Annotated in this window: 24 protein-coding genes; 14 read left to right on the top strand and 10 right to left on the bottom strand. The window is 60.6% G+C overall.

The annotated features are described in order from the left end of the window. Nucleotides 1–22: 22 nt before the first annotated feature. From VFW72_RS10665 to VFW72_RS10615, 11 genes are all read left to right on the top strand, one after another. A complete protein-coding gene (locus VFW72_RS10665) occupies nt 23–724 on the top strand; it encodes an energy-coupling factor ABC transporter permease (protein WP_329674276.1) in 702 nt (233 codons plus the stop codon). Then, nucleotides 721–1,950, top strand: coding sequence for a succinyldiaminopimelate transaminase (dapC, locus tag VFW72_RS10660; protein WP_329674275.1), 1,230 nt, complete (start codon nt 721–723; stop codon nt 1,948–1,950). Before VFW72_RS10665 ends, dapC begins: the two co-directional genes overlap by 4 nt. Before the next feature lie 25 nt (nt 1,951–1,975). After that, the gene (dapD, locus tag VFW72_RS10655) at nt 1,976–2,794 is read left to right on the top strand and encodes a 2,3,4,5-tetrahydropyridine-2,6-dicarboxylate N-succinyltransferase (RefSeq protein WP_329674274.1); all 819 of its coding nucleotides are present in this window, start codon (nt 1,976–1,978) and stop codon (nt 2,792–2,794) included. Between the two features lie 64 nt (nt 2,795–2,858). Beyond that, a complete protein-coding gene (locus VFW72_RS10650; protein WP_329674273.1) occupies nt 2,859–4,040 on the top strand; it encodes a PilT/PilU family type 4a pilus ATPase in 1,182 nt (393 codons plus the stop codon). Between the two features lie 12 nt (nt 4,041–4,052). Next, on the top strand, nt 4,053–5,207 hold the full coding sequence (gene dapE, locus VFW72_RS10645) for a succinyl-diaminopimelate desuccinylase (RefSeq protein WP_329674272.1): 1,155 nt from the start codon (nt 4,053–4,055) through the stop codon (nt 5,205–5,207). Beyond that, nucleotides 5,204–6,106, top strand: coding sequence for a 50S ribosomal protein L3 N(5)-glutamine methyltransferase (prmB, locus tag VFW72_RS10640; RefSeq protein ID WP_329674271.1), 903 nt, complete (start codon nt 5,204–5,206; stop codon nt 6,104–6,106). Before dapE ends, prmB begins: the two co-directional genes overlap by 4 nt. After that, on the top strand, nt 6,103–8,085 hold the full coding sequence (locus tag VFW72_RS10635; protein WP_329674270.1) for an ABC-F family ATP-binding cassette domain-containing protein: 1,983 nt from the start codon (nt 6,103–6,105) through the stop codon (nt 8,083–8,085). Before prmB ends, VFW72_RS10635 begins: the two co-directional genes overlap by 4 nt. Before the next feature lie 132 nt (nt 8,086–8,217). After that, the gene (locus tag VFW72_RS10630; RefSeq protein ID WP_414638790.1) at nt 8,218–9,027 is read left to right on the top strand and encodes a C40 family peptidase; all 810 of its coding nucleotides are present in this window, start codon (nt 8,218–8,220) and stop codon (nt 9,025–9,027) included. 5 nt (nt 9,028–9,032) lie between these two features. After that, nucleotides 9,033–10,100 carry a GTP 3',8-cyclase MoaA gene (moaA, locus tag VFW72_RS10625; RefSeq protein ID WP_329674269.1) on the top strand — a complete coding sequence of 356 codons (1,068 nt, stop codon included), beginning with the start codon at nt 9,033–9,035 and terminating at the stop codon, nt 10,098–10,100. Between the two features lie 6 nt (nt 10,101–10,106). After that, entirely contained in the window at nt 10,107–10,706 is a 600-nt protein-coding gene (mobA, locus tag VFW72_RS10620; RefSeq protein WP_329674268.1) for a molybdenum cofactor guanylyltransferase MobA, read from the top strand. Next, the gene (locus VFW72_RS10615; RefSeq protein WP_329674267.1) at nt 10,693–11,241 is read left to right on the top strand and encodes a GNAT family N-acetyltransferase; all 549 of its coding nucleotides are present in this window, start codon (nt 10,693–10,695) and stop codon (nt 11,239–11,241) included. Before mobA ends, VFW72_RS10615 begins: the two co-directional genes overlap by 14 nt. Before the next feature lie 18 nt (nt 11,242–11,259). Here VFW72_RS10615 and rnhA read toward each other — a convergent pair whose 3' ends face one another. Together rnhA and VFW72_RS10605 are read right to left on the bottom strand one after the other, a co-directional pair. Next, on the bottom strand, nt 11,260–11,694 hold the full coding sequence (gene rnhA, locus VFW72_RS10610; protein ID WP_329674362.1) for a ribonuclease HI: 435 nt from the start codon (nt 11,692–11,694) through the stop codon (nt 11,260–11,262). Between the two features lie 11 nt (nt 11,695–11,705). Further along, nucleotides 11,706–12,554 (bottom strand): class I SAM-dependent methyltransferase, encoded by an 849-nt coding sequence (locus VFW72_RS10605; RefSeq protein WP_329674266.1) that lies wholly within the window; start codon nt 12,552–12,554, stop codon nt 11,706–11,708. Here VFW72_RS10605 and gloB point away from each other — a divergent pair. Then, nucleotides 12,553–13,332 (top strand): hydroxyacylglutathione hydrolase, encoded by a 780-nt coding sequence (gene gloB, locus VFW72_RS10600; RefSeq protein WP_329674265.1) that lies wholly within the window; start codon nt 12,553–12,555, stop codon nt 13,330–13,332. The two genes, VFW72_RS10605 and gloB, sit on opposite strands and share 2 nt — an antisense overlap. A 2-nt stretch (nt 13,333–13,334) precedes the next feature. Next, nucleotides 13,335–15,038: a transglycosylase SLT domain-containing protein gene (locus tag VFW72_RS10595; protein ID WP_329674264.1), complete on the top strand. Its 1,704-nt coding sequence runs from the start codon at nt 13,335–13,337 to the stop codon at nt 15,036–15,038. A gap of 81 nt (nt 15,039–15,119) precedes the next feature. Here the strand turns inward: VFW72_RS10595 and VFW72_RS10590 are convergent, their stop codons facing one another. Genes VFW72_RS10590 through dnaX form a run of 4 tightly spaced genes read right to left on the bottom strand, consistent with a single transcriptional unit; the run spans nt 15,120 to nt 18,559 of the window. Then, on the bottom strand, nt 15,120–15,512 hold the full coding sequence (locus VFW72_RS10590; protein WP_329674263.1) for an MAPEG family protein: 393 nt from the start codon (nt 15,510–15,512) through the stop codon (nt 15,120–15,122). A 15-nt stretch (nt 15,513–15,527) separates the two neighbouring features. Continuing rightward, nucleotides 15,528–16,115, bottom strand: coding sequence for a recombination mediator RecR (recR, locus tag VFW72_RS10585; protein ID WP_329674262.1), 588 nt, complete (start codon nt 16,113–16,115; stop codon nt 15,528–15,530). A gap of 22 nt (nt 16,116–16,137) precedes the next feature. Beyond that, nucleotides 16,138–16,464 carry a YbaB/EbfC family nucleoid-associated protein gene (locus tag VFW72_RS10580; RefSeq protein ID WP_329674261.1) on the bottom strand — a complete coding sequence of 109 codons (327 nt, stop codon included), beginning with the start codon at nt 16,462–16,464 and terminating at the stop codon, nt 16,138–16,140. A gap of 49 nt (nt 16,465–16,513) precedes the next feature. Then, entirely contained in the window at nt 16,514–18,559 is a 2,046-nt protein-coding gene (gene dnaX / locus VFW72_RS10575) for a DNA polymerase III subunit gamma/tau (RefSeq protein WP_329674260.1), read from the bottom strand. Between the two features lie 296 nt (nt 18,560–18,855). Between dnaX and VFW72_RS10570 the strand changes: the two genes are divergently transcribed. Continuing rightward, nucleotides 18,856–20,217 (top strand): DEAD/DEAH box helicase, encoded by a 1,362-nt coding sequence (locus VFW72_RS10570; protein WP_329674259.1) that lies wholly within the window; start codon nt 18,856–18,858, stop codon nt 20,215–20,217. A gap of 103 nt (nt 20,218–20,320) precedes the next feature. Here the strand turns inward: VFW72_RS10570 and VFW72_RS10565 are convergent, their stop codons facing one another. From VFW72_RS10565 to VFW72_RS10550, 4 genes are all read right to left on the bottom strand, one after another. Continuing rightward, on the bottom strand, nt 20,321–20,506 hold the full coding sequence (locus VFW72_RS10565) for a hypothetical protein (protein ID WP_329674258.1): 186 nt from the start codon (nt 20,504–20,506) through the stop codon (nt 20,321–20,323). A 118-nt stretch (nt 20,507–20,624) separates the two neighbouring features. Beyond that, the gene (locus VFW72_RS10560) at nt 20,625–21,464 is read right to left on the bottom strand and encodes a 2OG-Fe(II) oxygenase (RefSeq protein WP_329674257.1); all 840 of its coding nucleotides are present in this window, start codon (nt 21,462–21,464) and stop codon (nt 20,625–20,627) included. Between the two features lie 17 nt (nt 21,465–21,481). Next, nucleotides 21,482–22,258, bottom strand: a complete 777-nt coding sequence (gene yaaA / locus VFW72_RS10555; RefSeq protein ID WP_329674256.1) for a peroxide stress protein YaaA — start codon at nt 22,256–22,258, stop codon at nt 21,482–21,484. A 27-nt stretch (nt 22,259–22,285) separates the two neighbouring features. Further along, nucleotides 22,286–22,843, bottom strand: a complete 558-nt coding sequence (locus tag VFW72_RS10550) for a peroxiredoxin (protein WP_329674255.1) — start codon at nt 22,841–22,843, stop codon at nt 22,286–22,288. Between the last annotated feature and the right edge of the window lie 47 nt (nt 22,844–22,890).

The following is a 22,890-nucleotide window of genomic DNA, read 5'->3' as shown; positions in this document are numbered from 1 at the left end:
CACGCCCCAACGGATTCCTGAAATGACGCCTGAGTGGGCTTATTGGGCCCTTGTGGTTGCCACCTTGGGCATTGCCCTTGTGTTCAAGCCGTGGCTGGTGCTCAAGCACCGGCCTTTGCAGAACCCCTGGCTGGCGGCCATGGTGATCCTGCCTTGGGTTTGGTGGCTGCAGCAACTGCTGCCCAGCGGTGTGGCTTTGCGGCTTGGTGGCATTTGCATGCTGGTGCTCATGGTCGGATGGCCCTTGGCCATGTGCAGCTTGCCCCTGATCGCTGCCATCACCTCGCTGATGCAGATCTGGGGCCCACAATTCGGACACAAGCTACTGACTTCCGCGGCGCCTGCCTGGGAACAATGGCTCGAAGTGTGGCTCCAATTGGGGGCCACCATGGTCTGGACGGGCGTCATCCCCGGCACCTTGGCCCTGGGCATCGGGCTGGCCATGCGCCGTTGGGCGCCCAAGCATCTGTTTGTCTACATTCTGGGCCGAGGTTTCTTTGGCACAGCGCTGGCCATCAGTTTGACGGGCGTGCTGGGCTGGTTGGCTGGCCGCATTCCGCCTTCCATGAACACCGAAGAATGGCTGCTCGGCCATTGGCTGCTGGGTTGGGGTGAAGCCATCAGCACCGGCATGCTCACGGCCATCTTCGTGGCATTCAAACCGCATTGGCTGCTGACCTATTCCGACGCCCGCTACCTGCCAAGGGATAATCGCCCCCTATGAATCCATTGTTGAAGAAACTCCAGCCCTACCCGTTCGAGCGCCTGCGCGGTCTCACGGCTGGTGTCACCCCCAACCCGACCTATCGTGCGATCAGCCTGGGTATTGGCGAGCCCAAACACGCCACGCCTGAGTTCATCAAACAGGCCCTGACTCAATCGCTCGATGGCCTGGCTTCCTACCCGGCCACCGCAGGCGAACCCGCCTTGCGCGAAGCCTGCTCGCGCTGGCTGAAGCGCCGCTATGCGCTTGACCTTGACCCGGCCACTCAAATTCTGCCGGTCAACGGTTCGCGCGAAGCCTTGTTTGCCTTGGCTCAGGTGGTGATTGACCCCACCCAGGCCGGGCGCAATGGCCAAGCTACCCCCACCGTGGTCAGCCCCAACCCCTTCTACCAAATCTACGAAGGGGCGGCCTTGCTGGCTGGTGCCGAGGTGGTGTTTGCCAACTCCGACCCTGCCAAGAACTTCGCCGCCGACTGGGCCAGCATCCCCGAATCCGTCTGGGCGACCACCCAGCTGGTGTTCGTGTGCTCGCCAGGCAACCCTACCGGGGCCGTGATGCCGCTGGACGAATGGGCACGCCTGTTCGAGTTGAGCGACAAGTACGGTTTCGTGATCGCCTCTGACGAGTGCTATTCCGAAATCTATTTCCGCACCGGCCCCGACGCAGCCCCTTTGAGTGGCCTGGAAGCCGCCCACAAGCTGGGTCGTACCGATTTCAAACGATTGATCGCCTTGACCAGTCTGTCGAAACGCTCGAATGTGCCGGGCTTGCGCTCTGGCTTCGTGGCGGGTGACAAAGACCTGATCAAATCTTTCCTGCTCTACCGCACCTACCACGGCAGCGCCATGAGCCCTGTGGTGCAGCGCGCCAGCATCGCCGCCTGGGATGACGAGTCCCACGTGGTGGAAAATCGTCGCTTGTACGCCGAAAAGTTCGAACGTGTTACCCCCATCCTCGCGTCGGTGATGGATGTGGCGCTGCCTGACGCCAGTTTCTACCTGTGGGCAAAAGTGCCCGACAAGTGTGGCGGCGGCAGCGACGAATGGTTCGCGCGTGAACTGCTGGCTCAATACAATGTGGCAGTTCTGCCTGGCAGTTATCTGGCCCGCGAAGCCCATGGCGTGAACCCTGGCGCGGGCCGCGTTCGCATGGCCTTGGTGGCTGGCGTCGAGGAATGCGTGGAAGCCGCTGAGCGCATCCGCGCATTCATTCAATCCATCTGATTTCTTTTTTGACTAGAGAACAAGCATGAGTCTGCAAAACATCATCGACCAGGCCTGGGAACAACGTGCCGAACTGTCGGCTGCCAGCGCTCCCGCTGAAGTGCGTGATGCCGTCAACCACATCATCGACCAGCTGGACACCGGCAAGGCTCGCGTGGCTGAGAAGATCGATGGCCAGTGGGTCACCCACCAGTGGGTCAAGAAGGCAGTGCTGCTGTCCTTCCGTCTGAACGACAACGTGCCCATGGGCGACGGCCCTCTGCAGTTCTATGACAAGGTCCCCACCAAGTACGCCGGCATGACTGCTGACCAACTGAAGGCCACCGGCGTGCGCGTGGTGCCTCCAGCTGTGGCCCGCCGCGGCAGCTTCCAGGCCAAGAACGTGATCCTGATGCCTTCCTACGTGAACATCGGCGCGTATGTGGACGAAGGCACCATGGTTGACACCTGGGCCACCGTGGGCTCGTGCGCTCAGATCGGCAAAAACGTGCACTTGTCCGGCGGCGTGGGCATTGGCGGCGTGCTGGAACCCCTGCAGGCCAACCCCACCATCATCGAAGACAACTGCTTCATCGGCGCTCGCTCCGAAGTGGTCGAAGGCGTGATCGTGGAAGAGAACTCCGTGATCTCGATGGGCGTGTACATCGGCCAATCCACCAAGATTTACGACCGCGCCACCGGCGAAGTCAGCTATGGCCGCATCCCCGCTGGTTCGGTGGTGGTGTCGGGCAACCTGCCTTCGGCTGATGGCAAGTACAGCCTGTACTGCGCCGTCATCGTCAAGCGCGTGGATGCCCAGACCCGCTCCAAGACCAGCATCAACGACCTGCTGCGCGGCGCCTGATCCGACAGGCCCAACCAGGCCTGAGCGGTCTGTCCATTGACCCAATCAACCGGGAGAACTATTGATGAGCGGTGGCAATCTTGAAAAGGTCCTGCGCCTGATGGCGGAAAAGCGGGCCTCTGACGTTTTTCTGTCGGCCAAGACCCCCATCCTCATCAAGATCAATGGGCAGATCCTGCAGCTGACCGATCAGGTTCTCACCCCCACCCAGCCCCGCCAACTGCTGGCCGAGATGCTCTCGCCCACGCAAATGGAAGAACTGGAGGAAACCGGCGAACTCAATATCGGTTTGTCGATTCCCGGGGTGGCCATTTATCGTTTGAGCGCGTTCAAACAGCGCGGCTCGATCGCTGCGGTGTTTCGCTACATTCCGAGCGACATCCCGCCGCTGGCCTCGCTGAACGTGCCCGACACCCTCGCCAACATCGTGCTGCAAAAGCGCGGGTTGATTCTGCTGGCAGGCGCCACCGGTGCAGGTAAGAGCACCACACTGGCTTCCATGCTGGAGCACCGCAACCAGAATCTGGCGGGACACATCCTGACCATCGAAGACCCGATGGAGTTTGTGTTCAACAACAAGAAGTCGGTCGTCAACCAGCGCGAGGTCGGGCGAGACACCCAATCGCTGCAGGTGGGCTTGCGCAATGCCTTGCGCCAGGCGCCAGACTGCATCCTGATCGGCGAAATCCGCGACCGCGAAACCATGACAGCGGCGCTGTCATATGCGCTGTCCGGCCACTTGGTGCTGTCGACCCTGCACGCCAACAACAGCTATCACGCGCTGGGACGCATTTTGTCGTTCTACACGCCCGAAGCCCGCCCCGCGTTGTTGAGCGATCTGGCTGCAGGCCTCAAAGGCATTGTGTCTCAACGCCTTTTGCGCTCGACCAGCGGTGGGCGCGTGCCCGCTGTCGAGGTGATGCTCAACACCCAACTGATCTCTGAACTGATCAGCAAGGGTGACTTCGCTGGGGTCAAAGAAGCCATGGAAAAGTCCATGGCCGAAGGATCGCAGACCTACGAAGAAGATTTGGCTCGCCTCATCAACGAAGGACTGGTTACCCGCGACGAGGGGCTGGCCTACGCCGACTCGCCCACCAACCTGATGTGGCGACTGCAAAACGAAGCCGCCGCCGTGACCAAGCTGACCCCGAAACCCGAGGAGGTGGATGACGGCCCGTCGTTCACCGAGATCACGCTGGACGTGCGCCCGGAAGACCGCGGTTTCTCCTCCACCCGTTTTTAATCGCTGACTGCCATGACCGCTACCGTGCGCCTCACCGAGGCGCTGATTTCTCGCGCCTCCGTGACACCCGAAGATGGCGGCTGCCAGGACCTCATCGCGTCCCGCCTCAAGCCCTTGGGTTTCGAATGCACGACCCTGGTTTACGGGCCTGAAGCCGCCCCGGTGACCAACCTGTGGGCCATCCGACGCGGCACGGACCACGGCGGCGCAGCCCCCACACTCGTGTTCGCGGGCCATACCGATGTGGTGCCCACCGGCCCACTGGAAAACTGGGCCAGCCACCCGTTCACACCCAGCTACCGTGACGGCATGCTCTATGGCCGCGGCGCTGCCGACATGAAAACCTCGCTGGCAGCCATGGTGGTGGCGTGCGAAGAGTTTGTGGCGGCCAATCCGGGCCACCGTGGCAGCGTGGCCTTCTTGCTGACCAGCGACGAAGAAGGCCCGTCGGTCGACGGCACCGTGAAAGTGTGCGAATGGCTGCAGCAAAAGGGCGAGCGCCTCGACGCCTGCATCGTGGGTGAACCCACGTCGGTCAAGCAAGTGGGCGACATGATCAAGAACGGGCGCCGTGGGTCACTGTCTGGCAAGCTGCGAGTGAAAGGCGTTCAGGGTCACATCGCCTACCCGCATCTGGCTCGCAACCCGATTCACCAGGCGGCTCCCGCCCTGGCCGAGTTGACCTCGATTGTCTGGGACCAGGGCAACGACCACTTCCCGCCCACCAGCTGGCAGATGTCCAACATCCATGCAGGCACCGGCGCAAACAACGTGATCCCCGGCGAGCTGGTGATTGATTTCAACTTCCGCTTCTCGACCGAATCCACCCCGGAGGGGCTGCAGTCCCGCCTGGAAGAGGTGCTGCGCCGCCACGGGCTCGAATTCACCATCGACTGGACCTTGGGAGGGCGCCCTTTCCTGACCCGCCGCGGCCCCCTGGTCGACGCCTTGGCTGCCGCCATCGCCGATGTGACGGGCATTGAGACCGAACTGTCCACCACCGGCGGCACATCTGACGGCCGATTCATTGCCCAGATTTGTCCTCAGGTGGTTGAATTCGGGCCGGTCAACGCCACCATCCACAAAATTGACGAGCATGTCGCCGTGGCCGACATCGAACCGCTCATGAACATCTACCGCCAGACCCTGGAGCGACTGCTCAAGTGACCACCGTTCTCGCATTGATCGAACAAGGCGCTCAGCGCCTCGAAGGCCAGGTTGCCTTCGGACACGGCACCACCAACGCTTTTGACGAAGCCGCTTGGCTGACGCTGTGGAAGCTGGGCCACCCCCTGGATGCCCTCGATGAGCTTGCACAACAGCCTGTGAGTGCCGCCGATGTCGCTGCAGTGCAGTCACTCATCGAGACCCGCATCAGCACGCGCAAGCCCGCCGCCTATCTGACCCAACAAGCCTGGCTTCAGGGCGTGCCGTTCTATGTGGACGAGCGCGTCATCGTGCCCCGCTCTTTCATTGCCGAGGTGCTGGCCGATGGCAGCATCGACGCCTGGCTCAGCGACCGCACCCACCGCGTGCTCGACCTGTGCACCGGCAATGGCAGCCTGGCCGTATTGGCCGCCATGGCCTATCCCGATGTGGTGGTCGACGCCGCCGACATCAACGCGGACGCCCTGGCGGTGGCGCGCATCAACGTCGATCAGCATGGTCTGGCCGACCGCATCACTTTGCTGCAAAGCGACGGCCTGAAGGCCCTTCAAGGCCCGTACGACCTGATCTTGTGCAACCCACCCTATGTGAATGCCCAATCAATGCAGGCCTTGCCCGCCGAGTACCGCGCCGAGCCCGAATTGGCACTCGCATCGGGTGAAGATGGCATGGATTTCACCCGCGAGCTGTTTGCCGCATTGCGTGCCGACCCCGATCGTTATCTGAGCGAAGACGCCGTGGTGGTTCTCGAGATCGGCAACGAGCGAGACCATTTCGAGCGAGCCTTTCCTGATCTGGCTGTGACTTGGTTGGAGACCACTTCGGGCGCAGATCAACTGCTGCTGGTCACCCGAGAAGCCCTGCTGCTGGACCACCAGACTGAAGAACCCCAGCCATGATCGTGCTCAAGAACGTGACCCTGCTGCGTGGGGTCAAACCGGTACTGGACGGCGCCAGCGCCACCATTCACCCAGGCGAAAAGGTGGGCCTGATCGGCCGCAACGGTGCTGGCAAGTCTTCGCTGTTTTCCTTGTTGGCTGGCCGCCTGCACCCTGACGCGGGCGATGTGGACATCCCCCCCAGCTGGCTGCAACCCGGCGGCATGGCCGAAGTGGCGCAAAACATGCCGGAAACCGATGAGTCGGCCACCGAATTTGTGCTGCAGGGCGACACCCGGCTGATGAAAGCGCGCAGCGACCTCGCCGCAGCCGAAGCCGCAGGCGATGGCCATGCCATGGCCGAAGCCCATGCAGCCCTGGCTGAAGCCGGGCATTTCGATGCGGCCGCACGCGCACAGGCTTTGTTACTGGGCCTGGGCTTCCAGCTCAAGCAAACCGAGGCACCGGTCAACAGCTTCTCGGGAGGCTGGCGCATGCGCTTGCAACTGGCCCGGGCGCTGATGTGCCCTGCCCAGCTGTTGCTGCTGGACGAACCCACCAACCACTTGGACCTGGATGCCCTGGTCTGGCTGGAAGGCTGGCTGCAGCGCTATGAAGGCACCCTGCTGATCATCAGCCACGACCGCGAGTTTCTCGATGCCATCACCAAGGTGACCCTGCACCTGGACGACGGCAAACTGACCCGCTACACCGGTGGCTACACCGCATTCGAGGCCATGCGTGCCGAACGCATGAGTCAACAGCAAGCCGCTTACGACAAACAACAGGATCGCATTGCGCACCTGAACAAGTTCATCGCCCGCTTCAAGGCCAAGGCCAGCAAGGCCAAACAGGCGCAGAGCCGGGTCAAGGCCCTGGAGCGCATGGAAAAGCTGGCCCCGGTGCTGACGGCGAGTGACTTTGAATTCGAGTTCCCCGCCCCCGAAAGCCTGCCCAACCCCATGCTCTCACTCAAAGAGCTGGCTTGTGGCTATGAAAGAAGCGAACAGCCGCCGTTGACCATTGTGTCCGGCATCAACCGCTCGGTTCTGCCTGGCCAACGCATCGGCATCCTGGGAGCCAATGGCCAAGGTAAATCGACCCTGGTCAAGACATTGGCCCACATGATGGCGCCGGTCTCTGGTCAGATCACCGAAGGCAAGGGGCTGAGCATTGGCTACTTCGCCCAGCAGGAACTGGACGTGCTGCGCCCCGACGAGGGGCCCTTGGCACACATGATTCGTCTGGCCAAGCAAGTCAGCCCCCAAGCCCGCGAGCAGGAACTGCGCGACTTCCTCGGCCGATTCCGCTTCACCGGCGACATGGTCATGCAGCCCGTGGGCCAATTCAGCGGCGGCGAAAAAGCCCGCCTGGTGCTGGCCCTGGTGGTCTGGCAGCGCCCCAACCTGCTGCTGCTGGACGAACCCACCAACCACCTGGACCTGACCACCCGCGAAGCGTTGAGCATTGCGCTCAACGAGTTCGAAGGCACCGTCATGCTCGTCAGTCACGACCGCGCCTTGCTGCGCGAAGTGTGCGATGAGTTCTGGCTGGTGGCCAAGGGCGCTGTGTCCACCTTCGATGGCGACCTGGATGACTACCAGCGGTGGCTTCAGGAGCAGGCCCGTGAAGTCGCCCTGGCGGCCCGGGCCGCCCGCGATGCCGAAAAGCAGGCGGCGACACCATCAGACGCCTCTGCAGACAACGGCGGGGGCAACCGCAGAGAAGACCGCAAAGCGCAAGCTCAAGCCCGTCAGCGCATTGCCGAACAGGCCAAGCCACTCAAGGCCGAGCTCAAAAAGGTCGACGAGCGCATGGCGGCCGCCACCCAGGAACAGGAGCAACTGACCCAGTCCCTGCTGGACGGTAGCCTGTCTGGTGCCCAGCATGCCGAACTCGGAAAGCGGCTGAAATCGCTGGGTGACGAGCTGGAAGAACTCGAAAACCGCTGGCTGGAGTTGACCGACGCGATCGAGCAGCTGGGAGCATCCTCCGCCTGACAGTCACAAATTTCGTGGAATCATCCCCCACGACTTCCCCGAGAAATATGCCCCGGAATCGGTGCTACGCTCGACATCTGTTACCCGATTGGAGATTGACGGGCTGCCACTGGCACCCTACGCTTGCGCCCCATGCCCGACAGGAAGTTACTCGCGCCCCTGCACAAGCTCGCCACTGGCGAGTGGGCGCTGTCGCGTCCGTACTCGCATTGGTTTTTGCAGGCGTTCCACGTCAGTCGCCCGCTCGTCAGCCACTTGACCGTAGTCCTGACCCTGTCGTGCGCGCTGCATTCAGCGCACGCACAGCAAGTGCCCCAGCCCAGCCCTTCCGCCAGTTCGGCAGCACTGGCGGCGCAGCTGATGGGGCCTCCAGCTCCGGCCAATTCAGCCGCCAACACACCGCTGGCTAACGATCCCGTATCCCGTTTCCTGGTTGAAAAGGGGCTACTTGACACCACCCCCGTGTACGAGTTGGCCCAACAGGTGCGCGACAAAGCCTCTGACATGGCCTCCCGGCTGGTCACTTCCGCCATGGATTTTCTCGGCGTGAAGTACCGCCGAGGCGGGGAATCGGCAGAAACCGGGTTTGATTGCAGCGGCTTCACTCGCCACGTCTTTGAGAACTCGGTAGGCCTGATCCTGCCCCGACGCGCCATCGAGCAGGCCAATTCGCCTGACCTGGTTCCGGTCTCCCGCAACGAACTCAAGCCAGGAGATCTGGTGTTCTTCAACACCTTGCGCCACACGTTTTCGCACGTCGGCATTTACGTGGGGGACAACAAGTTCATCCACTCCCCGCGTGCGGGCGGCTCCGTGCGCGTGGAAGACATCCGCGAAGCCTACTGGCAAAAGCGTTTTGACGGCGCCCGCCGCGCTCCGAGCATCAATGCCCGTCAAAACAATGGGGCTAACAGCACAAAGACCTCGCAGGCGCAACAATAACGCTGTTGTCTGCCTCGTCTCTTCCCGTGCTTTTCGATCAGCTCTCACGCCCCCTGCGGGATCTACGCATCTCCGTCACCGACCGGTGCAATTTCCGCTGCACCTACTGCATGCCGCGCGAGGTGTTCGGGCCTGACCACGCCTACCTGCCCCACAAAGACGTGCTGAGCTTCGAGGAGATCAGCCGTGTGGCAGAGCTGCTGGTCCAAACCGGAGTCAGAAAAATTCGCCTCACCGGCGGAGAGCCCTTGCTGCGCAAAGACTTGGAAGCCTTGGTCGAGCAACTCGCTCAGCTGCGCACCCCAGACGGCCAGGAAGTTGACCTGACGCTGACGACCAATGGCATCCTTCTTCCGCGCAAGGCTCACAGCCTGAAGAACGCCGGACTCAAGCGTGTCACCGTCAGCCTGGATGCATTGGACGACCCCACATTTCAGCGCATGTCGGATAGCGATTGGCATGTGCATGACGTGCTGGCGGGCATTGAAGCCGCACAGCGTGCCGGGCTGGCTCCACTCAAAGTCAATATGGTGGTACAGCGAGGCGTGAACGAGCACCAAGTTCTGCCCATGGCCCGGCATTTCCGCGGAACTGGCATCGAGTTGCGTTTCATCGAATACATGGATGTGGGCTCGACCAACGGTTGGCAGCAGCAACACGTGGTGCCCTCTTCCGAAGTTCAAGCACGCATCCATTCCGAGTTCCCCTTGGTGGCGAGATCTGATGCGCCGCCCGGCATCACCGCCGAAGAATGGGACTATGCCGACGGTCAAGGTCGGGTTGGCTTCATTTCCAGTGTCACCCAGGCCTTCTGTGGCGACTGCAATCGGATTCGGCTGTCGACCGAAGGCAAGCTCTACACCTGCCTGTTTGCCAGCCAAGGGTTTGATTTGCGAGCACTCATGCGCTCGGGCCTCACCGACGAGGGTTTGGTCGAGGCCATGACCGGGGTGTGGCACGCGCGCATTGACCAATACTCACAGTTGCGCAGCCAGCTCACGCAGGCCTCGCGCATCATTCCCATACAACCGCTTGAGACCAAGCGGATTGAAATGAGCTACATCGGAGGCTGAGCCCGCATGCCAAGCACAGTATCTGGATGGCTGCTGGCTGGCGGCCAGGGCCAACGCATGGGCGGGCTGGACAAAGGTCTCCAGCTCTATCAAGGGCACCCTCTGGCGCAGTGGGTCATTGACGCGCTGCGACCACAGGTCGATTGGCTTGGCATCAGCGCCAACCGCCATCGAGCCCAATATGAAGACTTGCTGTCAGCCCGGAATATCTGGCCTGACGATTCTCAATGGCCAGAAAACAGCGGCCCACTGGCTGGCATCCTGACTGGACTTGCGATGGCCCCTGACGACTGGATCATGGTCTGCCCCTGCGACAGCCCGCACCTGCCGGCAGACCTGGTCGCTCGCCTGCTCAAGGCCGCAACGGCAGCCCAGGCCGACATTGCCACGCCTGCAACCTTCGACCCAGATGGCGGAGAGCGCATTCACTGGGTCTGCAGCCTGATTCACAAGCGGGTTTATCCTAAACTGGTAGACCAGTTCGTGAAAGGTGAACGCAAAGTCGGGCGTTTCATCCAATCCATGTCCTGGACCAAGGTATCCTTTGACGACCGATCCGCTTTTGCCAACATGAACACCCTGGAGTCCTTGCATGGCCGTGTCTGAGTTTTCCGGCCTTCGCATCGCCCGTATTGCACCGGCCGATCTGGGCGCCTACAAAGCCCTGCGTGACGAGGCTTTGCGCCTGCACCCCGACGCATTCGATGCCGACATTGAAAGCGAGCAAGCCCGCCCGCCCGAAAGCTTCATCGGACGACTCGGTTTGGGCGAGCCTTTGGGGGGCTCCTTTCTGCTGGGCGCCTGGATGGACCGCCAGATGGTCGGCATGATCGGTCTGGAGCGCCAATCGCTGCAAAAGCTGCGCCACAGCGCCGAACTCAACAGCATGATGGTGCGCCCCTCGCACACCGGCCACGGCGTCGGACGCATGCTGATGGAAGCCTGCATTGCCGAAGCCCGCAAGGCCATTGGGCTGGAGCAGATCATTCTGCGGGTCAGCACATCCAGCTCCAGCGCCATCCGCCTGTATGAGCACGCGGGCTTCAAGTCCTGCGGCATCGTGCCTCACGCCCTGCGCCTGGTTGATGGCCCCGGTCAGGTGCGCTACTTCGACAAGCTCACCATGGTGCTGATGCTCTGAGGCATCAGCAGACTCGGTTCAGCGCGCCTCTTCTGCGCCCCGGTTAGCCAGGCTGTCGGCCTTTTCATTACCGGGGTCGCCGGCGTGGCCGCGCACCCAACGCCAATCCACATCGTGAGCCGAGGCCGCCGTTTCCAGTTGTTGCCACAACTCGGCATTTTTCACCGGCTTGTTGTCGGCCGTTTTCCAGCCGCGGCGCTTCCAGCCACCAATCCATTCCGTGATGCCTTTGCGCACGTACTCGCTGTCGGTGTAAATCACCACTTGGCAACGGCGCTTCAGTGAGGTCAAGGCCTGAATCACGGCCGTGAGCTCCATGCGGTTGTTGGTGGTCTGCAGCTCGCCACCCCACATCTCTTTCTGGTGTGTGCCACTGATCATCCACACGCCCCAACCGCCGCGACCAGGGTTGCCCTTGCATGCACCATCGGTATAGATCGTCACCGAGGGCATCTTTGTTTCTGTCATCCGTTTACATCCTGTTGGGTCACACCCTGACGTTGGTGCCGCTGGGCCACCACGGCGGGTGCTGGCGCCTTGTTCAGGCGCGCCTTCTTGATTTTTCCGACCAGACGCATGCCACGCACGCGCTTGACCGCGACCAGAAAATACACCGAGCCCAATACGGGCCACCAGCGCTCCCCAGCCGACTCCATCCATCTCAGTCGCGTCCACCACGACTCATTGGTCACAAAGGGACGATAGCAACCAAAGCCGCCGCCAGCCACCTCCAGGTCGAGTAACCGCAACCAATCCCGCAAGCGCCAGTGGGCAATGAACTCGCCTTGAGGCAACACCGCAGACTTGTTCATGCCCCACTGCCCCAACCGTTGATACATTCCCCACAGACTGGCCGGGTTGAAACACGAAATCACCACCTTGCCTTCGGGCACGAGAACACGCTCCACCTCGCGCAAGGTTCGGTGGGGATCATGAGCCAATTCCAGCGCATGAGGCAGCACAACCAGATCCAGGCTGTTGCTGGGAAAAGGCAAGGACTCAAAGTCGCAGCGCAAGCTCAACAATGCCCCGGTATCAACCTGGTCTACATTCCCTAGCAACAAGTTACGCCTGACCACGTCTTCGCTCGTTACCATCCAGTCGTCGTAACTGGCATCGAGCGCCAACCAGCGGTGCTGCATGCGATTGGTTCGAAGTCCATCCAGCTCGGGCAAGCCCAACTGAATGGCATGAAACCCAAACACATCGGCCACGAGGCGATCGAACTGAGCTTGCTCCCACTCAAGCAAGGCCTGGCCTGGCGGCAAGGCCAACCAGGGGTGCAACTCTATAATCGGAGCGACTTTTGTCATGGAATTACTGGCCTTACCCGCATACACCGACAATTACATCTGGATGCTCCACAACGGGCACGATGCCCTGGTGGTCGATCCGGGTGAAGCCTCGGTCGTCATTCAGGCGCTGCAGCAGCGTGAACTGAATTTGGTCACCATTCTAGTGACCCATCGACATGCGGATCACATTGCGGGACTTGATGCCCTGCGACCACACTTGAACGGCCCCATCTACGCGCCGACCAGTCTGGCTCGCGACTTGTCTGCTACCGCCGTCACCGAGGGCGATTCGCTGGCTTTTGGAGAGGCCGTCTTCGAAGTTTTGGAAACGCCTGGGCACACCCGAGAACACATCTCGTTTTGGTGCCGCAACCTGAGTCTCGAAAATCAAACCGAGTCTGTTCTATTTTGCGGCGATACCTTATTTTCTGCAGGCTGCGGTCGCGTCTTTGACGGCGAACCTGAATCCCTGTATTTCAGTTTGAATCGATTGGCACATCTGCCTGAACAAACTAAAATATGTCCTGCGCATGAATACACCTTGAGCAATCTGGCTTTCTCGAGAGCTGCAGAGCCCGACAACCCGTTGCGAGAGGACTATTTTGCCCACTGTACGAATTTACGCGGCCGGCTGATGCCGACCCTTCCTACCACTTTGTCCGTCGAGCGCCAGATCAATCCTTTTCTACGTTTGACGGAAAAACAAATCAAGCAAGCAGCGTTGCAACACGGAGCAGCATCCGAAAGCGCTTTGGATGTGTTTCTGGCCCTGCGATCTTGGAAAAACACGTTCTGAGCATGAAACGAATCTGGCTACCGGCTGCCTTGGTCAGCAGCGTCTACCTCATGGGCTGCGCAAACCCCAAGCCACCCGCCCCCACCTTCGCCTCGGCACACTCTCTGAAGTTGTCGACCCTTTCTGCCGGCGCCGCCCAGCGCCCGGTGGCCACGTCCCTGGATCCCGAAGCCATCGTGCGCCAGGCTCCTCCCGCAGCGGCACCTGCCAGCACACGCATTGACCGTGGCGTGACCTCAGCTGCGGCCACTTCGGTGCAAGCTATCGACAGCGATGATGGCAACCCCGCCGAGGCCATCGGCACCCCAACCGACCCGCTTCGCCCGGACGCATCCCTCGATTTGTCAGACCTGAGCGCGAATCAAGACCTCTGGGCTCGCATTCGACTGGGGTATGGCTTGCCAGAACTGCAATCGCCTTTGGTGGCTGATCACGTTCAGTGGTATGCGAATCGCCCCGACTATGTTCAAAGAATGACAGGCCGCGCCAGCCGCTACCTGTTCCACGTCGTTGAGGAAATTCAGCGCCGCAAGATGCCAACCGAGTTGGCCTTGCTGCCATTCATTGAAAGTGCCTTCAACCCACAGGCCATGTCCTCGGCACGCGCCTCGGGCATGTGGCAGTTCATGCCCGCAACCGGCAAGGACTTCGAACTCAAACAGAATCTGTTCCGCGATGATCGCCGCGATGTGCTGGCCTCTACCCGTGCAGCGCTTGATTACCTCCAACGTCTGTACAACCAGTTCAACGATTGGCACCTGGCCTTGGCTGCCTACAACTGGGGCGAAGGCAATGTTCAGCGCGCCATCAACAAGAACCAGCGCGCAGGTCTGCCGACCGACTACCTGAGCATCAACATGCCGGCGGAGACACGCAACTACGTGCCCAAGCTGCATGCGGTGCGTAACATCATCGCCCGCCCCGAGGTCTACGGTCTGACTTTGACCCCGATTGAAAACCACCCCTACTTTGTCAGCGTTCCCATTCAACGCGACATCGATGCAGCATTGGCCTCCCGTCTGGCTGGTTTGCCGATTGACGAGTTCAAGGCCTTGAACCCCTCTATGAACAAGCCCGTTATCCTGGCCGCAGGTACACCACAGGTGCTCCTACCCTACGACAACGCCAGCCTCTTTGCCCACAATCTGGCCGAGCACAAAGGCCCTCTGGCAAGCTGGACTGCTTGGGTGGTGCCTCGCACCATGCGCCCTGCCGACGCCGCTCGCGAAGTGGGCATGAATGAATCGACCCTGCGTGAGGTGAACCATATTCCACCCAAAATGTTGGTGAAAGCTGGCTCGGCCCTGCTGGTTCCGCGCTCTCAACATCGCACACAAGACGTGTCCGAATCGGTCGCTGACAACGCCATGATGGCGCTGGCACCGGATGTCCCGCCGCTCAAGCGGATGACGCTCAAAGCCGGCAAGCGCGACACCGTTGCCATGATCGCCAAGCGCTATCGGGTGAAACCGCAACAGGTCGCCGACTGGAACAAGGTGAGCGCCTCCGCCACGTTCAAGAAAGGTCAGACCATTGTGGTTTACGTTGCCAACAAGCCAGTTTTGGCCAAGGCTTCGGCCCCGGCAGCAAAACAACGCGTGGTGGCCCGGGTAGCCAAAGCGTCACCTGCCCCTACTCGCAGCAAGGGCCGTGCAGCGCCAGCCCCTCGCATGAATGCTCGGGTGCGCGTGGCGAGCGCCCGCTGAACCTGATTGCGTTCAAACGAACAAAAGAAAGGGGCGCTGTAAAGCGCCCCTTTTGCTTGGTTCAGAACTCGCCGGCTTGGCTCAGGCCGCCATGGCCACCAGCGTGATGCTGATGCCCAAGCCAATGGCCCAAACCAGACTGCGCAGCGTGGCCAGGTCCTTCAGGTACAACGCCACATAGACCAGGCGAACCACGATGAAGCCCAGCGCCAATTGGTCAATGCGTGACTGATCGGCATGCGCTTGCTGTGCCATCAGCACGGCAGCCGCAAACAGCGGCAAGGCCTCAAACCCGTTGTTCTGCGCCGCCACCGCACGCTGTTTCCAGCCTTGCAGCTTTTCTTCCCATTGGCGCGGATTGTTGTTGTCATAGCCACCATTCTTGCGCGAGCCACGAGAGCTCGCCTTGGCCATGCCAACCGTCAGAATGGGGAGCACCGCCGCAGCAACGACGCACCAGTTTGCAATAGTCATCTTGTCTCCTTTGTATCAGCGTCTATCCATGAACGCATGAGCGATGGTACCCAAATCGACATACTCAAGTTCACTGCCCACCGGTACACCACGGGCCAGACGGGTCACCTTGATGCCACGCGCCTTGAGTTGCTCACTCAGAACATGGGCTGTGGCCTCTCCTTCTGCGGTGAAGTTGGTGGCCAGAATGACCTCCTCAACCAAGCCGTCAGAGACCCGCTCCATCAAGGCACCGATGCCGATGTCACGCACACCGACGCCATCTAGCGGACTCAGGCGCCCCATCAGCACAAAGTACTGTCCTTTGTAGCTCCCCGTCCGCTCCAGGGCTGCTTGGTCTGCTGGCGTTTCGACCACACACAGCAAGTGCGGGTCACGGTCTACGTCCAGACATACATCGCAAACAGGCTGGCGGCTGAAGGTATGACACTTCTGACAATGCCCAACCTCCTCCACCGCCTCGCGCAAAGCCTGGGCCAGATGCAAAGCACCAGATCGGTCGTGCTGCAGCAAATGAAAGGCCATGCGCTGCGCAGACTTCTGCCCAACGCCCGGCAAGCACCGCAAAGCGTCGATCAAGCCATCCAGCAACGCGTCAGCCATGAATTGCCTCTGCCTGAGCCAATCAGAATGGGAACTTCATGCCGGGAGGCAAAGGCAAGCCAGCCGTGAGCTTGCCCATCTTTTCCTGCGAGGTGGCCTCTGCGCGACGCACGGCGTCATTGAACGCGGCGGCCACCAGATCTTCCAGCATGTCCTTGTCATCGGCCAGCAAGCTGGGGTCGATGGTGACACGCTTGACATCGTTCTTGCAGGTCATCACGACCTTGACCAGGCCTGCGCCCGATTGGCCTTCCACCTCAATGTTGCCCAGTTCCTCCTGAGCACGCTTGAGGTTGTCCTGCATTTGCTGGGCTTGCTTCATCAAGCCAGCGAGTTGTCCTTTGAGCATCTTGAATCCTTTCCGTCAAAAACGAGATGGTGAAATGGTCGCCACTGATTCACAGTGGCCGAATGGAGTTGGGAACAATCCGAGCGCCGGGATACTGATCCAACAAGCGAGTGACCAGGGGATCGGTTGTGATGAGTTGTTCGGCCTGGCGCTGTAGCGCCTCACGTGCGGCCTGATCGCGTTGAGCGGGCGTGTTAACGGCCACACCAGGCACCAGTTCCAGTACGACAGCGTGCCCCAGCAATTGGGTCATGGCCTGGGTCAACCTGTCGCGTTGAGAGTCGGTTCGCAGGCTTTCTCGTTCGACCCGCAGCACCCAATGGCTGCTGCCCGCCTCTTCCCTTTGCCCAATGCATTGGGCCTGCATGGCCAACTCACGCACCAGCGCGGCGATCAAACCCTTGGCTTGCAATTGAGCCACCAGCGCGGCCCAACGGTCAGACAAAGGATCGGGTTCGGTCGGCAGTCGAACGCCTAGCCCCTCGGCCAGCGCAGGAACGTAGCCCTGCGGCTTCGCAAGGGCACGGACGGGGGCCGCCTCACCTTCGCCAGAAGGTTGATCGCCAGGCATGGGAGCCGCATCACCAGCAGCCTCCTCGAACACCGGCACATCGCGCAAATAGTCAGGCTCGCCATCGGGCTCTGCCGAGGGCGAGGTCGACCCAGCTGAATGAGGCGGGGCGTCTTCCCAAGGCGGCACAGAATCACGTCCCTTGGAGGTCACATGGGCCGCTTGCCCCATCTGCTCAGGCCGTGCCTGCGGCTGCGTCGAATCGGCGCGAACGGGTGCTGGCGCCAGACGGGGCGCGGCAGGCTCCGTCGCAACGCTTGCAACGCCATGGCCCCGATGCGCAGGGGCATGCGCCACTGGCTCTGGGTGGACCGGTTGCTGGCGGGCCGATACCGGCGAGGACTGAGGTACCTGGCTTTGGGGCCCGACCTGGCTCACCGGCCGGGTCGAGCCCTCAGCTTTTGGGCGCGACTGCCCTTCCGCGGCAGAGGGCTTGAAAGCCAGGAGCCGCAGCAGCAGCATCAGCAACCCGCTGTACTCGTCGGGAGCAAGGCTCAGCTCGGCGCGCCCTTGTAGGCACAAGCTGTAAAACAACTGCGTTTCGTCCGGGGCCAGCAGCGGCGCCAGGTTTTGCCAGACCAATGAGTCGGGGTCATCCTGGGCTGGCGTATCAGGCACCGCCTGAATCACCGCCATACGCTGCAGTGCTGTGGCCAACTCTTCCAAGGTGCCACTTGCCGACAGCCCGAGATCACGCAGTGCATCGACCGCCGCAACCAGACCAGCGCCATCGCCTGCCGCCACGGCTTCGATGATACGTTGCACGTGCTGCCGATCCACTGAGCCCAGCATCTGTCGCACCGTGCCCTCTTCGAGCCGTCCCCCCCCAAAGGCAATGGCCTGATCGGACAAGGACATGGCATCGCGCATGGAGCCACGGGCAGCCCGCGACAGCAGGCGCAAGGCCCCGAGATCAAACTCGATGTGCTCTTCCTTCAGCACATTCTGCAAATGCTCGAATACGGTCTGAGCCGCCATCGGCCGCAGGTTGAACTGCAGGCAACGCGACAGCACGGTGACCGGTACCTTCTGCGGGTCGGTGGTCGCCAGGACGAACTTCAAATACTCGGGCGGCTCCTCAAGCGTCTTGAGCATGGCATTGAATGCCGTGTTCGACAGCATGTGCACTTCGTCGATCATGTAGACCTTGAATCGGCCTACCACCGGCTTGTAAACCGCTTGCTCAAGCAACTGAGAAATCTCTTCGACCCCCCGGTTTGAAGCGGCGTCCAACTCGACATAGTCCACAAAGCGACCTGCATCGATGTCGCGGCAAGGCTGGCATTGCCCGCAAGGGTGTGGCGTGATGGTGCCCTCTCCATCCGGCCCCACACAGTTCAGCGATTTCGCCAGAATGCGGGACACGGTCGTCTTCCCCACCCCGCGTGTTCCGGTGAACAAATAGGCGTGGTGGAGACGCTGTTGAATCAAGGCGTTGGTCAAGGCCTGCACAACGTGCCCCTGACCCACCATGCTGTCAAAACCGCGCGGCCGATATTTACGAGCAAGAACCATGGAACTCATCGCCATGATTCTAGAGGCTGGCGAGCGTCCGATCTGGCAGACATCTGACTGATCAGACAAATTAAGATACATATTGTTACGCTATCATTTGCCACCCCGAGTTGATACGTGGCCGAAAAGCTAGGAAATACCAGACCTCAGACCTACAATTTCGGAATTCCATGCAATGTTTCGCATGGACCCGCGGTGGCTTCGACAGATCGCAGCCGGCCGACTCTCATGCGGTTGACTCATCCACTCCAGGCCCGGACAGGTGAGTGCAGTCGCCGCTAAAAACCTTCATTGGGCCAGCAGTCATGTCTTTCGAATCCCTGGGGTTGATTCCACCCCTGCTAAAAGCCATTCATGAGGTGGGTTATACCGAGCCCACCCCCATTCAGGCTCAAGCCATTCCCGCCGTTCTCTCTGGCGGAGATCTTCTCGCCGGCGCACAAACCGGCACCGGCAAGACCGCCGGTTTTACCTTGCCCCTGCTTCACAAACTGGCGCTACAGCTTGAGAAAAATGGCGCCGGCGCCAAACGCCCGGTTCGTGCCTTGATCCTCACGCCCACACGTGAACTGGCCGCACAGGTTGAAGAATGTGTTCGCAGTTACGGCAAATATCTGCCTCTGCGTTCTCTGGTCATTTTCGGCGGCGTCGGCATGAACCCACAAATCGACGCTCTGCGTCGTGGTGTCGACATTCTGGTGGCCACGCCTGGCCGCCTGCTGGACCACCATCAGCAGGGAACGGTTGACCTGTCTCAGGTCGAGTACTTCGTGCTCGACGAAGCCGATCGCATGCTCGACATGGGCTTCATTCACGACATTCGTCGTGTGCTGGCGGTCTTGCCCAAACAAAAGCAAAGCCTGTTGTTTTCGGCCACGTTCTCTGATGACATCAAGGCCCTGGCTGAGCGACTGCTCGACCACCCCAAGGTCATCGAAGTGGCGCGTCGCAACGCCACCGCCGACACCATTGGCCAGAAGGTGTTCCCTGTCGACCGCGACAAGAAAAAGGAACTGCTGACCCACCTGATCAAGAGCAACGACTGGCATCAGGTTCTTGTGTTCACCCGCATGAAGCACGGCGCCAACCGCCTGGTTGAGTTCCTGAACAAGCAAGGTGTCACCGCGATGGCCATCCATGGCAACAAGAGCCAAAGTGCCCGGACCAAGGCTCTGAGCGAGTTCAAGTCTGGCGAGTTGCAAGCCCTGGTAGCCACCGACATCGCTGCGCGCGGTATCGACATCGACCAATTGCCCCATGTGGTCAATTACGAGTTGCCCAACGTTCCCGAAGACTACGTGCATCGCATTGGTCGCACAGGCCGTGCTGGCGCCGAAGGCGAGGCTGTGTCGCTGGTGTGTATTGACGAAGAAGGCTTCCTGGCCGACATCGAAAAGCTGATCAAGCGCAGCATCCCCCGTGAGGTGGTCTCCGGTTTCGAACCCGATCCGAATGCCAAGGCCGAACCCATTCAACTGGGCCGACGCGTGCTGCATGGCGGAGCGACTCAGCGCTCGGGTGGCGGTCGATCTGGCGGCGGACAAGGAAACAATGCGCCGAGAGCGGCAGGCAACGGCCAACAGCGTCCGTCTTCGCGCCCAGGCCAGCCAGGGGGACGTCGGCCTCAACAGCAAGCGCAGGGCAAACCCCGTTCCGCACGGCCCTGATACATCACGTCGATCCAAGAAAAAAGCCCGGCATCAAACGATGTCGGGCTTTTTGTTTCGGAGGCAAGCCGTTGCCAGCTCGCCTCACGCGCCAAGCGAGAAATTACTTGGAGGCAGCGGACGCAGCAGCTTCAGCCTTCTTGGCCTTGTGAGCCTTCTTGGCGTGCTTCTTGGCAGCAGCAGGAGCCGAAGCGGCAGGAGCGGAGGCAGCAGCAGGAGCAGCGGCTTCAGCGGCAAAAGCGCCAACAGCAAACATCGAAGCGACCAGGGCAGCAATCAGCTTTTTCATGGAAATGACTCCAAAAATAAATAACTTGGTTGGTTTTCAGACTTGCTCCAGCAAGCCTGTACTCCCTTAACGGAGTCGAAAATGATCGCGTTGACAGGATTTCAAAAAAATTTTGCAATCATTCGAATGCGCGCTCACGCATCCATTTCGTCGCCACCCATTTCTCGCCTTGCACCACCGGAGCACCGCCGTGCAGCGTCAAGGTGGCCGGTGTCGGAACACCATAGGCGAAGAACACCGCATTGCCTTGAACCGCGTGCACGTCTAGGCCAATATCGGGGAATACGGTTGCCCCACCTTGCTCAGGCGTGTTGAGGTACATCACCACGGTTCCCACCCGCTGCCCGCCTCGCTTCAAAATGGAGGCCGTACCGGGTTGGTCTGGGTCGAAATAGTCGTAATGGGGTTTGTATTCGGCTCCAGGCGCATAACGCAGGACTTGAATGCCCTCGCCGTTTTCTACCGGCCAGTTCACCAGCGCGGCAATGCGCGCTTCAATGCGCTGACACAACTCACTCTCGCCACGCCGAAAGAACATGCCCTGGCTGGTGCGCGCTTCGTTGACCTCGTTCCCACCGCTGGCGTTTTGAACAGTTTCTGACCTCGCCAAACGGCTGCTGGCTTCCTGCTTCAAGGCCTCGCACTCTTCAGCCGAGAGGAAGTCACCAAACACCACGACCTTCGGATGTTTCAGGCGCAACAACACCTTGACCTGCTTATCGTGAGCCCAGACGAAAGACGCATCGGGCGCCCCCACGACGTCTGGCACCTTTGACTCCGAAAGCTGGCGACGCGCCACCTCGGCCGCCAGCGTTTCCTCAACGGCTTGCAAGGCAACCTCTTCGTCCCAACCACTGGCTTTCATCGCTTCGAGCACAGAGGGAACACTGTGCCCTGCGGTGGCCTGGTCAATGATCCATTGACGCAGTTCCGGGGTGATTTCCTGGCGAACTGTCATGTTGCCCTCCACTCGGATCAATCGGCCAAACGCCGCCTGAACACCAGGCGGTTCGGCTCGGAAGCCGCCGCATCGTAAGCGTACCCCTCGGCGTTGAAAGACAGAAGCGTCTCCACCTTCTTTGCTCGGGTCTGAATGGCATGCCGGGCCATCAGGCCTCGCGCCCGTTTGGCGTGGAAACTGATGACCTTCCAGGCCCCGCCCTTCCAGTCTTCAAACACGCACTCCACCACGCGCGCCTTGAGACTCTTGCGTTTGACGGCCTTGAAATACTCTTGCGAGGCCAGGTTCACGATGACATCGTCGTGCTGCGCGGCCAACTGCGTGTGGAGGTGGTCGACCAAGCGATCACCCCACCACGCATACAGGTCTTTGCCTCGTGGATTGGTCAACTTGGTGCCCATTTCGAGCCGGTAGGGTTGCATCCAGTCGAGTGGGCGCAAGATGCCATACAGACCGCTGAGCATGGCCACGTGCTCCTGAGCCCAGTCAAGGTCGGCGGCTGACAAGCTGCGGGCATCCAGTCCCTCGTAGACATCGCCGTTGAATGCAAGGATGGCTTGCTTGCTGTTGGAAGCCGAGAACTGGGGGCTCCAGGCCGCATACCGCGCCACATTGAGCGTGGCCAAGGGATCACTGAGATCCATCAGCGAGGCAATCTGGGCTGGCGTGTAGGGCCGCAGCACATCAATCAGGGCAGCAGACTCCTCAATGAACTGCGGCAGCGTGTGCTTGGAAACATGAGCCGGGGTGTCGTAATCCAGACTCTTGGCGGGCGACAACAAAAACAACATGGGCGCGAAAATCCTAGCGTCTGACAATCAAAGCGTTTCGCCACCCACAGCTCGGTTACTGGGGCACAACTCACCGGTTTGCAACCCATCCAGAACACGGAGAACTTCCTCAGGATTGCGGCCGACGTTGAGCGTATTCACGGACACGTGGCGAATGACGTTGTCTGGGTCAACAATGAAGGTCGCACGCAGGGCCACACCGGCTTCGCGATCGCGCACACCCAGTTGATCGACCAGCGCAGGCAGCGCACCGCCTTGGTCGGCAAAGCTGTAGTGACTCAAACGGCTGAGCTCGGGGTGCTCACGGCGCCAGCCCAGCTTGCTGAATTCGTTGTCGGTCGAACCGCCCATCAGCACGGCGTCATGGTCGGAAAACGCCTTGGTCAACTTGTCAAAGCCGACGATTTCAGTGGGGCACACGAAGGTGAAATCCTTGGGGTAGAAGTAGATCACCTTCCACTTGCCGGGAAAACTTTGCTCAGTGATGTCTTCAAACGCCGACTTGCCGTGCTCCATGAACTCATTGAAGCCGGGTTTGACGCCCACCACCTTGAACGGCTCAAGCTTGTCGCCAACGGTTTTCATGCTTTCTCCTGAATCTGCCAAGACCCGAATGGGTCTGAAATGAGCTT

This window comes from Aquabacterium sp., from assembly GCF_036273115.1.
Taxonomy (GTDB): Bacteria; Pseudomonadota; Gammaproteobacteria; order Burkholderiales; family Burkholderiaceae_C; genus Aquabacterium.
This window is presented reverse-complemented; position numbering and strand designations above follow the sequence as displayed.